17 protein-coding genes are annotated in these 17413 nt (G+C 66.6%); 1 reads left to right on the top strand and 16 read right to left on the bottom strand.

What is annotated here, in order from left to right; translation table 11 throughout:
- Positions 1-172 precede the first annotated feature (172 nt).
- Positions 173-1330, bottom strand: a complete 1158-nt coding sequence (locus tag FW784_RS01470) for an acyl-CoA dehydrogenase family protein (RefSeq protein WP_149351584.1) — start codon at positions 1328-1330, stop codon at positions 173-175.
- Between the two features lie 232 nt (positions 1331-1562).
- On the opposite strand from FW784_RS01470, the gene FW784_RS01475 reads away from it, so the two are divergent.
- A complete protein-coding gene (locus FW784_RS01475) occupies positions 1563-2465 on the top strand; it encodes an alpha/beta hydrolase (RefSeq protein ID WP_187770627.1) in 903 nt (300 codons plus the stop codon).
- Between the two features lie 4 nt (positions 2466-2469).
- Here the strand turns inward: FW784_RS01475 and FW784_RS01480 are convergent, their stop codons facing one another.
- The 15 genes from FW784_RS01480 to virB11 form a co-directional block, all read right to left on the bottom strand.
- Positions 2470-3852, bottom strand: a complete 1383-nt coding sequence (locus FW784_RS01480; protein WP_149351586.1) for a leucyl aminopeptidase family protein — start codon at positions 3850-3852, stop codon at positions 2470-2472.
- On the bottom strand, positions 3849-4565 hold the full coding sequence (locus tag FW784_RS01485; RefSeq protein WP_149351587.1) for an HAD family hydrolase: 717 nt from the start codon (positions 4563-4565) through the stop codon (positions 3849-3851). Before FW784_RS01485 ends, FW784_RS01480 begins: the two co-directional genes overlap by 4 nt.
- Before the next feature lie 24 nt (positions 4566-4589).
- The gene (locus FW784_RS01490) at positions 4590-5993 is read right to left on the bottom strand and encodes an ATP-binding protein (RefSeq protein ID WP_149351588.1); all 1404 of its coding nucleotides are present in this window, start codon (positions 5991-5993) and stop codon (positions 4590-4592) included.
- Between the two features lie 178 nt (positions 5994-6171).
- Entirely contained in the window at positions 6172-6855 is a 684-nt protein-coding gene (locus FW784_RS01495) for a response regulator transcription factor (protein WP_149351589.1), read from the bottom strand.
- A gap of 122 nt (positions 6856-6977) precedes the next feature.
- Positions 6978-7301, bottom strand: coding sequence for a hypothetical protein (locus tag FW784_RS14210; RefSeq protein WP_187770628.1), 324 nt, complete (start codon positions 7299-7301; stop codon positions 6978-6980).
- A gap of 111 nt (positions 7302-7412) precedes the next feature.
- A complete protein-coding gene (locus FW784_RS01505; protein ID WP_149351590.1) occupies positions 7413-8336 on the bottom strand; it encodes an arginine deiminase-related protein in 924 nt (307 codons plus the stop codon).
- Positions 8333-9367 carry a tRNA dihydrouridine(20/20a) synthase DusA gene (gene dusA / locus FW784_RS01510; protein WP_149351591.1) on the bottom strand — a complete coding sequence of 345 codons (1035 nt, stop codon included), beginning with the start codon at positions 9365-9367 and terminating at the stop codon, positions 8333-8335. Before dusA ends, FW784_RS01505 begins: the two co-directional genes overlap by 4 nt.
- A gap of 335 nt (positions 9368-9702) precedes the next feature.
- Positions 9703-10218, bottom strand: coding sequence for a DUF4189 domain-containing protein (locus FW784_RS14900; RefSeq protein WP_149351592.1), 516 nt, complete (start codon positions 10216-10218; stop codon positions 9703-9705).
- Positions 10215-11318, bottom strand: a complete 1104-nt coding sequence (locus FW784_RS01520; RefSeq protein WP_149351593.1) for a TrbL/VirB6 family protein — start codon at positions 11316-11318, stop codon at positions 10215-10217. Before FW784_RS01520 ends, FW784_RS14900 begins: the two co-directional genes overlap by 4 nt.
- A gap of 59 nt (positions 11319-11377) precedes the next feature.
- A complete protein-coding gene (locus FW784_RS01525) occupies positions 11378-12154 on the bottom strand; it encodes a hypothetical protein (protein WP_149351594.1) in 777 nt (258 codons plus the stop codon).
- Positions 12155-12167: 13 nt separating this feature from the next.
- Positions 12168-14645, bottom strand: coding sequence for a VirB4 family type IV secretion/conjugal transfer ATPase (locus FW784_RS01530; protein ID WP_149351595.1), 2478 nt, complete (start codon positions 14643-14645; stop codon positions 12168-12170).
- A 78-nt stretch (positions 14646-14723) separates the two neighbouring features.
- A complete protein-coding gene (locus FW784_RS01535; protein WP_149351596.1) occupies positions 14724-15038 on the bottom strand; it encodes a VirB3 family type IV secretion system protein in 315 nt (104 codons plus the stop codon).
- Positions 15039-15060: 22 nt separating this feature from the next.
- A complete protein-coding gene (locus tag FW784_RS01540) occupies positions 15061-15381 on the bottom strand; it encodes a TrbC/VirB2 family protein (RefSeq protein WP_149351597.1) in 321 nt (106 codons plus the stop codon).
- A 49-nt stretch (positions 15382-15430) separates the two neighbouring features.
- Positions 15431-16201 carry a lytic transglycosylase domain-containing protein gene (locus FW784_RS14845; protein WP_187770631.1) on the bottom strand — a complete coding sequence of 257 codons (771 nt, stop codon included), beginning with the start codon at positions 16199-16201 and terminating at the stop codon, positions 15431-15433.
- A 172-nt stretch (positions 16202-16373) separates the two neighbouring features.
- Positions 16374-17411: a P-type DNA transfer ATPase VirB11 gene (virB11, locus tag FW784_RS01550; RefSeq protein WP_149351599.1), complete on the bottom strand. Its 1038-nt coding sequence runs from the start codon at positions 17409-17411 to the stop codon at positions 16374-16376.
- Positions 17412-17413 lie beyond the last annotated feature (2 nt).

The raw sequence follows: 17413 nt of genomic DNA on the forward strand, positions 1-17413 counted from the left end.
AGCGGGTCGGCAAGGCCGGGGCCGAGCACGACCACCGCGCCCGCTGCCGAGTCCGCCGGCGCAATGCTGTCCGCCGCGCGACGCACCTCGATACCGGCCGCGCACAGCACATCGGCGACGCATCGGTCGGCGTCGGTCTGGCCTTCGAGGAAGAGGACGTGCTCGTCCATGGTTAGAGGAGCGGCAGGCCCAGCGCGCTGCGGCCGGCCCACAACGTGAGCAGGTCGGTGGTGGGCGACATGACATGCCCGGCGCGCGCGTCGCGCAGCAGGCGCGACAGCGTGCTGTTCTCGCGATAGGCGATGCCGCCGCCGAGCGTCATCGCCTCGTTGACCACGTTGACGGCGGTGGTCGCCGCGTCGGCCTTCGACGCGAGGATGGCGGTCAGCGCCACCGGGCTGCCGAGGTCGCCGAGGCGCGCGGCATGGAACAGCAGCAGCCGGCTCTTCTCCACCTGCATCCACAGCTGGCCGACGCGGTGCTGCAGCAGGTCGACGTCGGCCAGTGCCTGGCCGGTGTGCGCGTGGCGGCGGTCGCGCAGGTGCTGCAGCGTGATGTCGAGCGCGGCCTGCGCGACGCCCACATAGGTGCCGGCCATCGCGGTGAGGAAGAACGGGGCGACGACTTCGAAAACGTACCAGACCTGGTCGCCTTCCGCGCCGAGCAGGCGGTCGCCGTCGACGCGCACGCCGTCCAGCGTCAGCGGGCGCGACGAATTGCCGCGCATGCCGAAGCCCGCCCACGGCGCGCCCCACGACACGCCCTCGCTGTCGGCGTCGACGACGACGCAGCTGAACTCGCCGCCGCCAGCGTCCTCTGCCGTGGTCGAGACCACGTAGGAGTCGACGTGGCCGCCGTTGGTGACGAACTGCTTGCCACCGTCCACTACATAGCCGTCGCCGTCGGGACGCATGCGCGTCTGTGGCAGGAAGAAGTGCGCGCCCGTGCCGGTCTCGGAGAGAGCCAGCGTCGTCAGGTGTTCGCCGCGTGCGATCGGCCGCAGGTAGGCGTCCTGTTGCGCGGACGTGGCCTTGGCCGCGATCACCGCGGTGCCGACGCAATGCATGCCGAAGCACATCGCAGTGGAAGCGCACGCGCGCCCGAGCACTTCGGTCAGCGCCGCCATGCCGAGCAGGCCCTGCCCGTGGCCGCCCAGGTGCGCCGGCACGGTAAGGCCGGTCAGGCCGCCGGCGGCGAGTGCGCGCATCGAGGCTTCGGGCCATGCCGCGTCGCGATCGACCTGCTCGGATGCAGGGCCGGCGATCGTCGTGGCAACCGTTTCGGCCTGCTCGACGAGCCGGACGAGCGGACCGGACAGGTATTCGTTCATCGCTGCATTCTAGGCGGCCGGCGTGACCCTGCTTTCACCCGCGTGCACAGTCGCCGAACGCGGCAGCATCATGTACATGGCGCGAAGGCCGCGAGTATCGTCGGCACCGCGGCCGTCGACGCTGGTCGGATGGCGCGGCCGAACAGCGAGTCGTAGGGGGCACCATCGGCACGTGTGTCCGTCGCCGGCCCGGTCATGCTTCCGTTCACCCAAGCCGACGTTCGAGCCTTCGATGCCATCGCGACGCGCCATCCTGATTTCACTGGCGGTCGCCGCGGTCGCGCTGGTGCTGGGCGCCGTGCTGTTCGTCCTGTCCGGCCGCGCACCGGGCTTTACGTTGCTGCACCTGCCCGTGCGCACCCCTGTCGCGGTCGAGCATTACGGCCCGGCGCCGCTGCAGATCGGCGAGCTGCGCGTGCCCGACGGCAAGGGCCCATTCCCGCTGGCGATCGTGATCCATGGCGGTTGCTACCTGGCGGGCTACGAAGACCTGCGCTTCACCGCGCCGCTGGCGAGTTCGCTCACGGCGCGCGGCATCGCGACCTGGAACATCGACTACCGCGCACTCGGCGATCCCGGCGGCGGTTGGCCGGGCACGTTCGCCGACCTCGCCAACGCGACTGCCTATGTGCGGAAGTTTGCCGGCCGCTATCGGCTCGATCTCGACCGGGTCGCGATCGTCGGCCACTCCGCGGGCGCGCATGCCGCGCTGTGGCTGGCGTCGCGTTCGCGTGGGGCGCGTGCGCCGTTCGCCGACATTCCGACGTTGCCGGTGCGTTACGCGGTGGCGATCGACGGCCCGCCGGATCTGGCGAAGATGATCGGTACCGACGAGCGCATCTGCGAGCGCCCCGTCGTGGTTCCGCTGATGGGCGGCACGCCCGCCAGCCACCCGGAGCGCTACCTCGAGATCACGCCCGCACGACACCTGCCGCTCGGCGTCGCACAACTGCTCGTGCCGACGCAGGTGCTCCGGCTCGACACCGCGATCGCCTATCGCGACGCGGCCGGCGCTTCAGGCGACCGTGCCGAAGTGCTGCCGCTGCGCATGGGCCATTTCGACATGCTCGACCCGCGCGGCGCCGGCTGGAAGTCGATCGAGGACCGGATCGCGGCCGCGCTCGCGGTTCCGTGATGCGTCAGCGCGCGCCCGCGGCGAACGCCTTCAGCATCGCGAACACCGCACGCAGCCCCTGCGCCTCGCCGCCGACCGGACGGCCCGGCCGATCCGCGTCGTTCCACGCATACGTGTCCATGTGCAGCCAGGGCTGGCCCGCAGGCACGAAGCGCTCGAGGTAGAGCGCGGCGGTGATGCTGCCCGCCATGCGCGACGGCCCGCTGTTGGCGAAGTCGGCGACGTTGCTGGTCAGGTAACGCCAGTACGGGCGCCACAACGGCATGCGCCAGAGCGGATCGCGCACCTCGAGGCCGGCGTGCAGCAAGGCCGCCGCACGCGCTTCGTCGTTGGCATACAACGCCGGCAGGTCGGGACCGAGCGCAACGCGCGCCGCGCCGGTGAGGGTCGCGAAGTCGATCAGCAGTGCCGGCACGTCCTCGGCGGCATGCGTGAGCGCGTCGGCAAGGATGATGCGGCCCTCGGCGTCGGTGTTGTCGACCTCGACATGCACACCGGCGCGCGTAGCGATGACTTCGCCCGGGCGCAGCGCGTCGGGACCGACCGCGTTCTCCACCGCCGGCACCAGCAGCGTGATCCGCAGCGGCAGGCGTTGCGCCATCAGCAGCTCGGCAAGCGCGATGGCATGGGCGGCGCCGCCCATGTCCTTCTTCATGTTGCGCATGCCGTCGCCGGTCTTGATGTTCAGGCCGCCGGTGTCGAAGCAGACGCCCTTGCCGACGATCGCGATATGCGGATTCGCCGCGTCGCCCCAGTCGAGCCGAATCAGCCGCGGCGCGCGATGCGATGCGCGGCCGACGGCATGGATCGCGGGGAAGTTGTGCTCGAGCAGGTCCTCGCCACTGACCACGCGGATGCGCGCGCCGTGCGCCTCGCCGATCTCGCACGCGGCGCGCTCGAGTTCGTCCGGGCCCATGTGCTGGGTCGGCGTGTTGACCAGGTCACGCACGCGAACGCAGGCGGCGAGCACGTCGCGCACCTCGCTCGTCAATGCTTTGGCTTGCAGGCGTGCCGGTTCGCGTTGCGGCGTGCGGTAGCGATTGAAACGATAACTGCCCAGCCCCCAGCCAAGCAGCAGCGCGGTGTGTTCGGCGTCGGGCATGTCGTGCGCCAGCGCCCAGTCCTGCGCCGGCAACACGTGCGGCGCGTGCGCGTAGGAAAACGGATCGAGCGCATCGCCGATCGCGAGCAGCGCGGCGGCCGGTCGCCCGCCGTCGCCGGGCAGCACGATCGCCGTGCCGGGCGACGCGTCGAACGCATTGGCCACCAGCCACGCCTGCGCCGACGCGTCGAGGTCATCGCGCCATTGCGGCGTTCGCGCGCGATCGATCACGTGCAGCGGCAGCGCTGCGGCGGCAGTGTCGACGAAACCGGAAGGCAGGTTCATGCGGCGTGGGTATCCGTTGCGAGGTGCGTGTCCACCCAGTCGGCGAGCGCGGCAAGGTCGGGGAAGTGCAGGTCGGGGCGAACGTCGCCGCGCGGCCAGCGTTCGCCGCGGCGATCGATCCAGCAGGTGCGAAGGCCCGCGCGCGCCGCCCCGACGACATCGGCGTCGACATCGTCACCGACGTGCAGCACGTCGCCGGGGGCGACGCCCAGGCGTGCGCAGGCTTCGTGGTAGATGCTCGCGACCGGCTTGGCCGCGCCGTGTTCACGCGCACCCAGCTGGAAGCGGAACAGCGGCATCAGGCCGATGCGAACCAGACAGGCGTTTCCATTGCTGATGGACGCGAGCGGCACCCGGGCCGCGAGGCGCTCCAGCGCGTCCACGGTGTCGGGGTAGTGCTCGACCTCGCAGCGCGCGGCGAAGTAGGCCTCGAACGCGGAGTGCACGTGCGCGGGGTCCTCGCCGGACTCGGCGAACATGCGCTCGAGCATCCATTGGCGCTGCGCGGTCATGTCATGCGCCATGTCGGGGCGTTCGGCGTCGACCTGCAACCGCAGCGCCTGCCGCCGCTCGAGCGGCCACCGGTCGGCGATGCGGGGCGTGTTGGCCGCGAGCCAGCCGTCCAGCGCCGCCTCCGCGCGGTCGATCGCCGGCATGATCGGCCACAGCGTGTCGTCGAGGTCCAGGGTGATGGCGCGGATACGCGGGAGCATCGGTTGATTCTACCGCCGCACGCGTCAGGGCCCGGGCGACATGCGCGCTTCGAAGCGCGCACCGCCGAGCTCGCTGGACGTGCTGACTTCGAGCTCGCCGCGATACGCCCGTACCAGGTCCTGCACGATCGCCAAGCCAATCCCATGCCCCTGCACGCGTTCGTCGCCACGCACACCCCGCTGCAGGATCAGCGCGACCTTTTCAGGCGGGATGCCCGGGCCGTCGTCGTCGACCGCGATCAGCAGGCCCGGACGCCGGCCGCCGTCGCAGGCGATCGGCTCGATGGTGAGCAGCACGCGCGACTTCGCCCACTTGAACGCGTTCTCGAGCAGGTTGCCGAGCAGTTCCTGCAGATCGCCGGCTTCGCCGTAGAACTGGATTCCCTCCTCCAGCTCGAACTCGCAGAGCACGCCCTTCGATGCGTAGACCTTCTCGAGGCTGGTGACGATCTGCTCGGCATGGGGCGCGATCGGTATCGGCTGCGCGAACAGCGCATGGCCGCGGCTCGCGGCGCGCGCCAACTGGTACGAAACGATGTCGTTCATGCGCTGCACCTGCGTCCGCACCTCGCTGCGCAGCGACGAATCGTCCGACGCCTCGTCATCCAGCTTCGACCGCATGACGGCGAGCGGCGTCTTCAGCGAATGGGCGAGGTCCGCCAGCGTGTTGCGCTGGCGATCGAGGTTTTCGCGCTCGCCCTGGATGAAGGCATTGATGGAGTCGGTGAGCGGCTCGAGTTCACGCGGGTGCCGCTCGCTCATGCGCTGCGCCTCGCCGCGCTGCACGCGCTTGAGTTCGTCGATCACCTGCCGCATCGGCAGCAGGCTCCAGCGAAGGATCACGCCCTGCAACAGCAACAGCACGAGCCCGGCGCCGCCGAGGTAGCGCCACAGCGCCGCGCGGAACACCGTCACCTGCTCGCGCAGCGCGTCGGTGTCCTCGTAGATGTAGATCGTGTAGGGGAATTCGGCCGCCTTGTTGGTGTCGTCGCTCGACCAGATCAGGCCGAGGCCGTAGCGGTAGACCTCGCCGAAGCGCCCGTCGATCTCGCGCATTTCCAGCGGCCCCTCGAAACGGGTGCGTCGCGCGGGCAGCAGCGGCGCGGGCGGAAGCCCGGGCCCCTGCGCGGAGTCTGAATCCCAGTGGCCATTCGGGAACACCACTTCCGCGTACAGGCCGCTGCCGGGTCGCGCAAAACGCGAGTCCGGCATGCTTTCCGGCGCGACGAATGCACCGTCGCGCGCGAATTCGCCCGAACTCGCGAGCGAAAGCGCGTAGCTCTGCAGGCGATCTGCGAGCTGGTCGCGTGCGGTCTTCAGGAAGGCGCGGTCCAGCGCGTAGCCGGCAAGCGCGAGGAAGGCGAGGAGGAACAGGCTCGCGACCAGCAACTGACGTGTCTGCAGCGAGCGTGGCTGTCCGATCCTCATCGGCCGATCATGCGCGAAGGCTGCGCGCCCAACCACGTCCGGGCGTATGGCGTACAGCCGTAGTTCCGCGCCGCGAAGGTGGCGTTCAGTTGGCGCGACACGCACGGCAGGGCATCAACCGATGCGTGCGTGCGCAAAATTCGGATCGCGGCAAGCATCGACGCGATCGGTCGGCTGCTTATTCGCCGCTGCGCGGAATCGCGAAGCGATAGCCGCGGCCGCGCACGGTCTCGATCGGTCGCAGCGAGCTGTCCGGATCGAGCTTCTTGCGCAGCCGGCCGATGAAGACTTCGAGCACGTTGGAGTCGCGATCGAAATCCTGCTGGTAGATGTGTTCGGTGAGGTCGGCCTTCGAGACCAGCTCCCCGGCATGCATCATCAGGTACTCGAGCACCTTGTACTCGTAACTGGTCAGGTCGACGTTGCTGCCGTTGACGTTCACCGTCTGCGCGGCGAGGTCGAGCACCACCGGGCCACATTCGAGCTGGGGCTTGCTCCAGCCCGCGGCGCGGCGCACCAGCGCGTTGATCCGCGCCAGCAACTCCTCGACATGGAAGGGTTTGACCAGGTAATCGTCGGCGCCCTGCTTCAGGCCCTCGACCTTGTCCTGCCAGCTCGAGCGCGCGGTCAGGATCAGCACCGGGAATTTCTTGCCTTCCTCGCGCAGCGCGCGGATCAGCTCCATGCCCGACATCTTCGGCAGGCCGAGGTCGATGATGCCGACGTCGAACGGCACCTCGCGTCCCATGTAGAGGCCCTCTTCGCCGTCCTGGGCCGCGTCGACCGCAAACCCCTCGCGACGCAGGCGGGCGGCGAGGGTCTCGCGCAGTGGCGCTTCGTCTTCGACCAGCAGAATTCGCATTTCCCAAGCTCCTAGGCAGCCAGAAGCACGGTGCGGCGTGGGGCCGCCCGGCTGTTCAGGTAGCTTAGCCATTGCCGCCGTCGTCGCGGCGTGTACGGCGACCGCCGGCCGCCGGCCGGGGCTCAGTCGTCGTCGCCGCGGGGCGGGCGACGCTGCGGGTCTTCCGTGATCACGCGCACCCGGCCGGTCTGGTCGAGGACCTTGATGCGGTTCACGTCGCGGCCATCGAACGGGACCCGCTCGGCGCTGAGGATCTGGCCGCCGGTCGCCCGCTCGACGCGACGCACCGATTCGGCCAACGAACGTTCCTGCGCACTGCTCTCGTGGGCCATCACCTGCACCGTGACCGGTCGCGCCGACGCACCATGCCGGTCGTCCGGCGGGTCCGCGAGCGCGGCACCGGCGACGAGCAACGTAAGGGCGAGGAACAGGCGACGGCTGGGCATGGCGTGACTCACTCGACGGCGTCGGGGCACCGTGATGCGAACTGATTCTTGAAGCCAGGCAGTGAATCCGCTCTGAACTTTTGCTTCACACGCCTGCTGCCGTTCAGACCGTTAGTAAATTTCCGCGACGCAGCACCGAAGCGATCCACCGGCCGCTTCGATCGCGTCGATGTCCACACTTTGCACGCAAAACCCGGCCTGCGCGAGCCCGCGGCGCGTGGCCGGATGCAGTGCCGCGTCGGCGCGCGCGCTCATCCATACACAGCCGCTGTCGAGCGCGATCGAGTTCGCCGCGAAGGCCGCAGCCTCGTCCGGGTCCAGCGCGAACGCGTGCGGCGCGTACAGGCTCGCGATCGCTTCGGCGTCCACGGCGTCGCAGAAGCCCTTCGGCGCGTACAGCATGGCGCGACCGCCGAGCACCGCCAGCACGACGTTGGTGTGGTATTCGCCGGGCGCCAGGTCGAACACGAACGTGGCGCGCAGGCCGAACGCTTCATGCATCCGGCGCGCGCCATCCTCGTCGCACCGCTCCGACAGGCCGGCAAAGCCGAGCCCGCGCGCGCGGTCGATCACCAGCGCGCCGGTCAGTTCGCACGGACTGGTCTGCGTCGACAGGTCGACCGTCTCATAACCGAGCACGTCGGCGAAGAAGCGGCGGATGTCCTCGCGCCCGGTCTCGCGCTGGCGCACCTCGTGCCGCATGCGGCCGATGACCAGCCTGCCGCGGCCGTCGACGCGCGCGGTGGCGAACGCGTTGTTGGGGAACGTCGCGTCGGGCGTGGCCGGGTCCCCCGGGAACGCGACGACCGGGAAACTCGCGGCGAGCGCGCGGTGCAGGCGGCGATGCGCCGCGAGCGCCGCCGCGACGTCGTAAGCCGTGGCATCCGCCATGTAGCGGTTGTCTTCGGCCGACTGTTCGGCGCGTGCAAAGCCTTCGGGCGTCACGAGGAACGCGGCGCGCGCAGTGGCGGGGCCGAAGTCAGGCGCGCAGGCAGCCGCGATCAGCAGGAAGCGCGCGCGATCGCGCGTGATCATGCCGATTGCCTGACATGGCCCGGGCGCGTGCAGTCCAGCGCGGCCTCGATGAGTTCCACGTCAGCGCCGGCGCGATGCGAGCCTTCGCTCAGCACCTGCCGGAACGCACGACCGCCGCGCTCGCCGAGAAACAGCCCGAGGATGTGCCGGGTGATGTGCTTCAGCGGCACGCCCTGCTCGAGCTGATGCTGAACGTAGGGAAGGTAGTCGCGAAGCAGCGCCTCGCGCGTGCGTACCGGCCGGCCGGAGAGGCGTGCATCCAGCACGTGCAGCACGAAGGGGTCGTGGTACGCCGCGCGGCCGAGCATTACGCCATCGACATGCGCCAGATGCGCGACCGCCGGCTCCACCGCCGCGATCCCGCCATTGAGCAAGACCGTCAGCGCCGGCCTCTCGCGCTTGAGGCGATAGCCCCATTCATACCGCAACGGCGGCACCTCGCGGTTTTCCTTCGGCGACAGGCCCTTGAGCCATGCGTTGCGCGCGTGCACCACGAACGTGTGGCACCCCGCGGCCGCGACCGCATCGACGAAGCCGAGGAACGTGTCGAAGTCGTCGTCATCGTCGACGCCCAGCCGGCATTTGACCGTAACGCGAACATCCGGCCGCCCGCCGTTACGCACCGCTTCGACCATCGCCGCGACGCAGTCCGCCACCAGCGCTGGCTCGCGCATCAGGCAGGCCCCGAAGCGGCCCGCCTGGACCCGGTCCGACGGGCATCCGCAGTTCAGGTTGACCTCGTCGTAGCCCCATTCGGCGCCGATGCGGGCGGCTTCAGCAAGCAGCGCGGGCTCGCTACCCCCGAGTTGCAGCGCAACCGGATGCTCGCAGGCATCCATCGCCAGCAGCTTCCCCCGGTCGCCACGGATCACCGCGTTCGCGTGGACCATCTCCGTATAGAGCAGCGCTGAAGGCGCAAGTACCCGGTGGAAGACACGGCAGTGCGTGTCGGTCCAGTCCATCATGGGGGCTACGGAGAGGCGCGCCGGGTCGGCCTTCGTGCGAACCTCATCGGGGGGCGAAACGGACATCGGGGGCCCTGCGCATGCGGACGGCCATTGTAGTGCGCAGGCAGCACGCAGCGGCCGGGCGAGTGGCGCAACCCGTCTACCGGTCCATCAGATTCGCAAGACCCCGCTTCCACGGTACGCTGGCAATAGCAGTAGATGCTTCGCTCAAGGTGAGCCGAGTTGCAGCTTCAGTGCCCCAGACAGTCGACGGCGCGTAACAGGAACGTTCGAATCAAGCTGTGCTGCGCGCGACTGCGCCCACGCGCAAACCGCCGCTTCGATTGACCCGATGACTCTCGGTGATCTTGTCGACAAGCTTGTGCAGGCCCCTCGTGCATCGTCGCCAGATTCGAGCATTAGCGCTGAAACGAGCGGAAATACGGGAGTTCACAGTGAGTGTAGACAACGTCACAGTCACCGCCGCCGTTGCTCGTGCAGAAGTTCAACGCCCGCTTGGAGGCTTCCGGGAGATCGGGTCCGGAGCTGACCCCGATCCTGTGCCCCAAATTCTTCGGCCACGCGATTGCAGCACATTGGTTGACGTAACTAATGGACAGTTCGCAGTGTTCGCCCCCGAGCGAGGCGCACTTTCGAAGAGCCGTTGAGTTTGCGCCATTACTGGACGCCGCATTGACGCTGGTGCCAACCGCTCCTGTTGGACCGTCGATAGCGATCGCTCCCCACGTGTAGATCCATTCGCCCGCAGGAACGTAATTTATTCGCGGCGGTAGGGACGGCTCGGCTACTGGCGACGGCCCGCACTGCGGGCTTCCGGGATTGACGCCAACTGGACAAGCCGTCTGTGCCACCGCTGTACTCGCGCTCACGGAGACAACGAAGAGCGCAGCAGCCGCTTTTGAACGGAACATCATGGACCTCCGGCAGCTCTTCTGGTGGTCGCGGGTGATTTTGGCACGTCTTCAAACAACGGCCTCTGGCCCGCCGTGGGATGGATGAAACCAGCGTCGGAGCGCGTCGCTTGAGCAGGTGACGAAGAGTAGGAAACGTTTTGAGCGGGCCCGGTGCCAGGGGGGTAGCCCGGCTGGGGACGCGCGGCACTTCCGAAGACGTTGTACGGGCTGAACTGGCCTAATGTGCCCTGAAAGAAGTTGGCCGCCATGGGCGGAGCGGTAACGATCAAGGTCGTCAGGATCAGCCCTAAACCTCCCTGCTGCATGGCTTGACTCGTCATTCCGTCGTTGAAGTTCGCGCCTACGAGTCCCCCGATCAACGCCGCGCCCCAGAACGAGCTCGCGACCCGCACCACCATCTCCAACGCGATCGAAACCATGGCGCTTAGAACCGCCATCGAAAACATTGTTCCTATGCCGTAGTAGAGCCACCGTCCGAACAACGGTTTGGTCTGGTCGAACAGCAGGCAAAGAATGAATAACGGACCCAGCCCGATAAACAGGGCGATCGCGACTTCATTCAGCAACAGCATCGTGCCGCCGACGATCGCCGGGCCTCCGGTACCGAAGCCGACCATGTAAAGCGCGCGCGTCTTCTCGGCGTCCAGACTCGGATCACCGGCTACATCCAGCACGTCAACGCTGGACAGTGCCACTTGCATCCATGCCAGATTCCGGTCGATGGCGTCTTCTGGCGACGAATCCGAGCCGGTCACGACCTGGTTGATCTCCTTCTTGACGTCTTCTGTCACCAGCTTGTCGAGATTGGTGCCGAACATAGCCATCGACGTCGCTACGCTCAAGATGAGCGTGGCCTTCAGCGAATTCATGACCAGGGCCATCATCGAATCGCGTGACTGCCCCGTCACGATTCGAAAGCCCTGCACGAGAATCCACAGGGTGAGCAGCGTGAGCGCGATCATTCCGACCCAGCTCATTGCCCGACCCATCAGCTCGATGCCGAACTTCTGAATTTCCTCGCGCAGGTAGCTAAGGATCAGCCGGAAGAACACGAAGTCCCCCATCGAATCCACGCGCGGCACCAACCAGCTGATCCCCATGATTCCCCTGCTCCTGTCTTGCGCGCAAGCCCGGGGCGACGCCCCGGCGCTTCGACCGCTTACTTCGCCTTGAGGGCGGCTTCCAATGTGGCGGTCTTGACGAGGTCACCTATGATCGGTGCAGGCTTGCCCTTGAGCGCCTGGCGCGCGAGGTTCCTCTGCATCTCGGTCAACGTCGAGATTAGGCGATCGCAGGATGCAACCTGATTGTCGAGGTCCTGGCCGCTCGTCGTCTGCTGGTTCTGAAGCCGTGTCGATGCTTCAGTGATCGCCGCTAGCGTGCCCTGCTCGTTGTTGGCCTGGCGCTGCGCGTTGATGTTCTGCAGGTCTTGTTTCAAGGTCGGTGCGACTTCCTTGAGATATCGGACAGTCGCGTTGTACTTCTGGTTCTGCAGCATCTGGATCTGCGCGCAGATCTTCTTCTGGTTGTCCATGATGTTGCCCTGGAAGTCCGGCACCAGCGTGCTCGACAGGCTGGACAGGCTGAAGCTGAAGCCGCCCGCTCCCCCGCACTTTTCCTGGACACCGAAATCCATCGATACGTAATCGAACGATACCGTGTTCGACAACGTCGGGTTGTGCACCTGGCTCATGAAGTGCGCGATCTGCTGGTAGTAGTGGTCCCAGGTCGCCTTCCAGCGAGCGGCCTGCTCGTAGTAGGCGCTAGCTGCCTCGATCTGCTGCGTCAGCGTATTGATTTCCGTTGGAACGTCGATCACCGCCCACTGAGCGCGCGCATCCTTCGGCTGGAGCATCAGCGCCGATGCAAGCACCAGCGCAGCAACGAGGCCGGTGGTCTTGAAGCGGGCGCTGCCGGATACATTTTTCCTATTCACGTTCGGCTCCTTGTCAGACAGCGGCTTGGGAAATTTTCTGCGGTTCGGAACGACTGGGCTTGTGCGCGGCGGCTGGCGCCCGCGAACCTTTTCGATTTTCGTAGAACAAATCCAGCCACTGCTCGGGCGTCAGACCATCCACCGGCACCCCCCGGCGCTCGGCCTGGTGCTCCAGAACCTCATGCATGATCTCGATGTTGTCCGTGGACGCCGAGATCACCGCGAGCGCGTCGTCCATGCCGCGCAGGTTGAGCTGGCATACGCTCGATCCGTGCCCCTGCTTGACCAGGAAGCAGCGCGAGCGTTCGTCGAGGCTCACCACCACCTGGTACTCGGCGTCGGTCAGCTTCAGGCCGTCGATGTAGTCCTCGCGGCTCGCGTTCGGATTCGGCAGCAGGATCATCGTCGCCGTCTGCTCGATCAGGGCCGCAGCGATATCGCTGGCCAGCGCGTCCTCCGGGCTCTGGGTCGCGAAGATGCCCAGGCCGTTCTGCTTTCGGATCGTCTTCTGCTTGTTCTTGGCGAATTCCTTCAGGCCTCCCTTGCCGTCGAGGATCTTCCAGAACTCGTCCATGACGTAGATCAGCGGGCGGCCGTCGATGAGTGCTTCGAGGCGGTGCAGGAGGTAATTGATGACCGGAACCCGCACTTCCGGATTGTCGATGATGTCGGTGTAGTCGAAGCCGATGATGCTCGCCTTGCCCAGATCGATCGTGTCGTCAGCGTTGTCGAACACCCAGCCCAACGAGTTGCCGGCGGTCCACTTGCGCATGCGCGCGAACAGGCCGTCGTCGCCCATGTTGGGCAGGCTCTTCTGGAAGTTGGTCATCGTGCGCAGGCGCAACGGAGAGTCGAGGATGTTCTCGACGGCTCGATACACGTCCTCTTCCTCGCGCGAGGTGTAGAGCGTCTTGCCTGCGAGCACCTTCACCAGGTCGGCGAGGAACTGCACGTTGGCGTCGGTCCGCTCGCACTGGAACGGGTTGAAGCCGGTCGGGCGGCCGTTCTCGAGCGCGAGATAGTTGCCGCCGCAGGCCCGCACGAAGATCTCGGCGCCCCGGTCCTTGTCGAAGAAGAAGATGGTCGGCGACGGATCGAACTTCTGCACCTGGCTGAGCAGGAAGTTGATCAGCGCGGTCTTGCCGGTGCCGGATTTGCCGATGACCATCGTGTTGGCGATCGCCTTTTCGCCCAGCGAGTTCTCGCCCGGGTGCGTCGCGTGGAAGTTGAAGTAGTAGGGCTGCCCGTTGGTCGTCTGCAGCGTGGTGACGCACTCGCCCCACGGATTGCCGTCCTTCTTGCCGGACGCGAAGTTGTGCAGCGGGGACAGCCCGAGGAAATTGAGCGAGCTGATGTTCGCCAGCCGGGTGCGGTACTTCCAGTTCGCCGGAAGCTGCGAATAGAACGACGGAACGACGGCGAGGTCTTCCTTGGTCGACACGAAGCCCGCGTTGGAGAGCTCCGCGCGAGCGGTCGCGATGTTCTGCGACAACTTCTCCTGCGACTCGGCGAACAGCGCCATCGTGAAGTGGTATTCGCCGAGCACGAAGTTGCCGGAAGCGAGCTGGTCCATGGCATGGTCGAGCTCGATGATCTGGCTGACCGCCTTGTCGCCGGACGAGATCATCATGCCCTTGGTGCGGTCGAGCACCTTCAGCGCGTCCTGCCTGCCCATCGGGCTGAAGGAATGGGTCAGCACGTACTCGAAGTCGAGATACTTCAGCCGGTTCAGGATGCCCGGATAGGTGCCGTCGGTGTATTCCTTGATGTTGAGCAGTGCGCCGAAATGATTGTCGCCACCCGGCGCCGTGATCACGAAGTCGCCGGTTTTCGGCGAGAACATGTGGCGGCTGACCGGCAGATACGAATGCACCGGCGCGTCGAGCACGGGCACGGGCTCGTCGATGCGGTTGATCAGGTAACCGAAGAATTCCAGCGCCTCGGAGAAGACGACGCCGTTCTTGGCTTCGTACATGCCGAGCCGGTACGGGGCGTAGTCCTTGAGCACGGCTTCGATGTTGCCCGCCAGCTCCTGGATCTTGGCGACGGCCTGGTCCTGCTCGGCCTGGAGCTGGCGCACGTCCGCGGATTTCTCGACAAACCGCTTTCCGGAGACCACCGGCCTGTAGATCAGCGTCAGGTAGAGCTCGTTCGCCATGATCTTCTGCGACGACAGCGACTCGAAGTAGGCGTCGGACAGCTCCTGGTTGAAACGCTGGCGGAAGCGGCTCTGCTGCTTGATGCGGCGCCGACGGCGGACGTCATGCACCCAGAAGGCGACGTTGACGAAATCCGGCGCACGCAGCGTCTGCAGCATGCGGTTGAACGTGTTGTGGCGATGCTCGAGGTCCCATTCCTCACGCCCCACGAAAGGCAGGCCTTCGAGGTGCCAGGTCATGAGGAAGTCGCCGCCGGTGGTCTTGACGACCGTTGGCGAGACGTGGGTCGACAGCGGGATGAATTCGCTGATGGAAGTGTCAGGCGTGAACATCGTCGTCGAGCGCTCGTGTGATGCGGTGCAACCAATAGGGTCGACGGCCGGCCGCGCCGTCGACATGAGGCGTTGCGGTCAGCGGTCGGGGTATTTCGCGCGCGGATCGCGGTAGGCGTTGGGCGTGAAGACCCACATGCCTTCATGCTGGTCGAGGTTGCGAACCTTGCGGCGAGCCTGCAGTCGCAGGCCGAGCAGGCGGAAGATCATCTCGTCCCTTCGCGCCATCTGCCGCATGACGAAGATCACCACGGGGAGCATCGCGAGCAGGAACATGTTGGTATAGAACGACAGCAGGATCACGCTGCCAGCGCCGATGAAAAACGGCACATACGGCACGCCCATGAACATGGGCGGCCGCGTGCAGCCGCGAAACAGGATGTTCTTCTGCATGGCGTTGGCGGCTGGAAGCCGATCAGGTGCCGCCAATCAGCATCTTGGCGACCTGCGCGGCCGCGCCGATCAGGAAGCCGCCGATCAGGATCGGCGCGACGTCCGCGATGCGCTTGTGCGCGAACGCGATCTGGTAGCCGGCGAAAATCACGGCGATCGTCACCACGGAGATGGATGCGAGGTTCAGCAGGCCGTTGACGTTCTGGAAGAACTTGCTGACGCTGCTGCCGGTCTCGCTGAAGTCGCCGCCGCCGCCGGTGGCCTGCGCGAGCGCCAGGCTGGGCGCGAGCACGGCGCCGGTGAGCATCGAGGACACGGCGGACTTGAACGTCTTGGACTTCATGTGGAGCTCCTGGTCGTTGCGGATTACGGCGGCGTTACCGCCGGGCGGGTCAAAAGACAAAAGCGGTGTCGCGCGGCGGGAGGTCGGCGGCAGTGCCTGGCGGCGCGATATCGACGCTGCCCGCCCCGACGACGCGCGGCGCTTCGCCAGCGGGCCGCAGCACGACGAGCGCGTCGGCGTCGTAAGCCGCCGGCGCGGGCGGCGCATCGGCACCGGGTGCGTTGGCGGGGCGCGGCGTGTCGTTTCCCAGCGTGGGCGTTGCAGCTGGCGTGAGGGCCTCGACGCGCGAAGGGGCGAGCGCGGTCGGCGTCGCTGACAGCGGATAGCGGCTCACCGACACCACGCGACGCGACGGCGACCCATAGACGCTGATCGCGCCCGGGAACGAAGGCGCAGCCGAGCGCCTCATCGAGGCGTAGATCTTCTGGACGTAACCCTGGCGGAACCCGGTTACGAAGTTGCCGGAGTAGTAGCAGCTGAAGGATTTGCCCCAGTCGCGCCCCGAGCGCTGATGGCAGTCGGCAAGGATGCGCGACCCGGCCTGCAGGTTCGGGCACGCCTGGAACGCCTGCTCATAGGAGGCCAGCCCGTATCGGGCGAGGTTGTACCGATTGACCTGCGCGAGGCCCAGGGAAAAGTTGTAACCGCGGCTTTCCAGCATGCGCGCGGTGGCGAGCGCCTCGGGCAGGTTGCCGGGCTGGCGCGCGAGGCGCCCACCGACCACGCCGATAGCGTACGGATTGAACGAGGATTCGACGCTGACGACGTGGTGCATCACGTCGGCGGGGACCGCCAGATCGTGACAGCCCATCAGCTCCATGCCAGGCAACAACGCAATTCTCCCCGGTTCCTTCCATCACACACGCGGATGGACTGCCGGGGCGAGTCCATTCGGTGCATCTCCATTTGCCCCCGAGCCCTTTCGGCACGGAAGTCCGCGAGATTGACTCATGCGCCAGCGCGTATTGTCAATGCCCGTTTCAAGCATGTTTCTAGTGGGCGAGTGCCCGCTCTGGATCGAAATCGATACCGGTGATGTAGCGGCGCCCCGCATGCGCCTTGATATGCACGAGGATGTCGATGGTCATCATCAGGAGCCGCTTGATCACCGCGAACTCGAGGCCGGAGCCTTCGCTGGACGCCTTGACCATGAGCGCAAGCTGGTCCCACGTCTGCGCGGTGCTGCCGGCGTGGCAGCTGGTAATCGATCCGGGATGACCCGATGCGCAGTTACGGATGAAATAGAACGACTCGTCGCCGCGCAGCTCCGCAAGGATGATCCGGTCGGGCTTCATGCGCAGGCAGGCCTCCATGCAGCTCTTGGCCGTCACGTTGCTGGTGCTCTGCCCGCCCTTCGAGTACAGCAGGTGCACGACGTTGGGCTGCTCGATGAACAGTTCGCGCGCGTCCTCGATCGTGACGAGCCGCTCCTCGGACGGGATGTGATTGACCAGCGACTTCATGAAGGTCGTCTTGCCGCTACCGGTGGCGCCGGCGACAACGATGTTCTTCTTGAACAGCACCGCCTTGCGGAAGAAGCCCGCGTAGTCGCGTTGCGCCCGCAACTCGATCAGCTCCTTGTCGTGCTCGGCGAGGCCGGCGCCCTGTTCCAGGATCTGTTCGAAGAACCCGTCCTGCTGGTATTGCGCGAGCGTCTTGGTATGGCGCGACGGCAGCCGGATGGTGATGGACACCTTCCCGGCATCGCAGGCCGGCGGAATCACGAACTGCGCGCGTTGCCCGGTCGGAAACGTCAGCGAGACGACAGGATCCGTGTCCGTAATTCGCTGGCCCGTATTGCTTTCGTTTACGACGGCCGTGCAGAACTGGCGCGCGCGCTCGAAGGTCAGCGACGGCACCTCGATGCAGCGCCAGCCACCGCTCGCCTCGACCCATATCTCGCCTGGGCGGTTGATGCAGATCTCGGTGACGTCCGCTGAGGCCATGTGCTCGCGTATGCCGAGCACTTCGTACTGGTACGACAGGAAGTCGTCGGCGATCCGCGCCAGCGGGGCATCTGCGTCGCTCACGG

Origin of the sequence: Cognatilysobacter lacus (assembly GCF_008274655.1) — a bacterium.
Taxonomy (GTDB): Bacteria; Pseudomonadota; Gammaproteobacteria; order Xanthomonadales; family Xanthomonadaceae; genus Cognatilysobacter; species Cognatilysobacter lacus.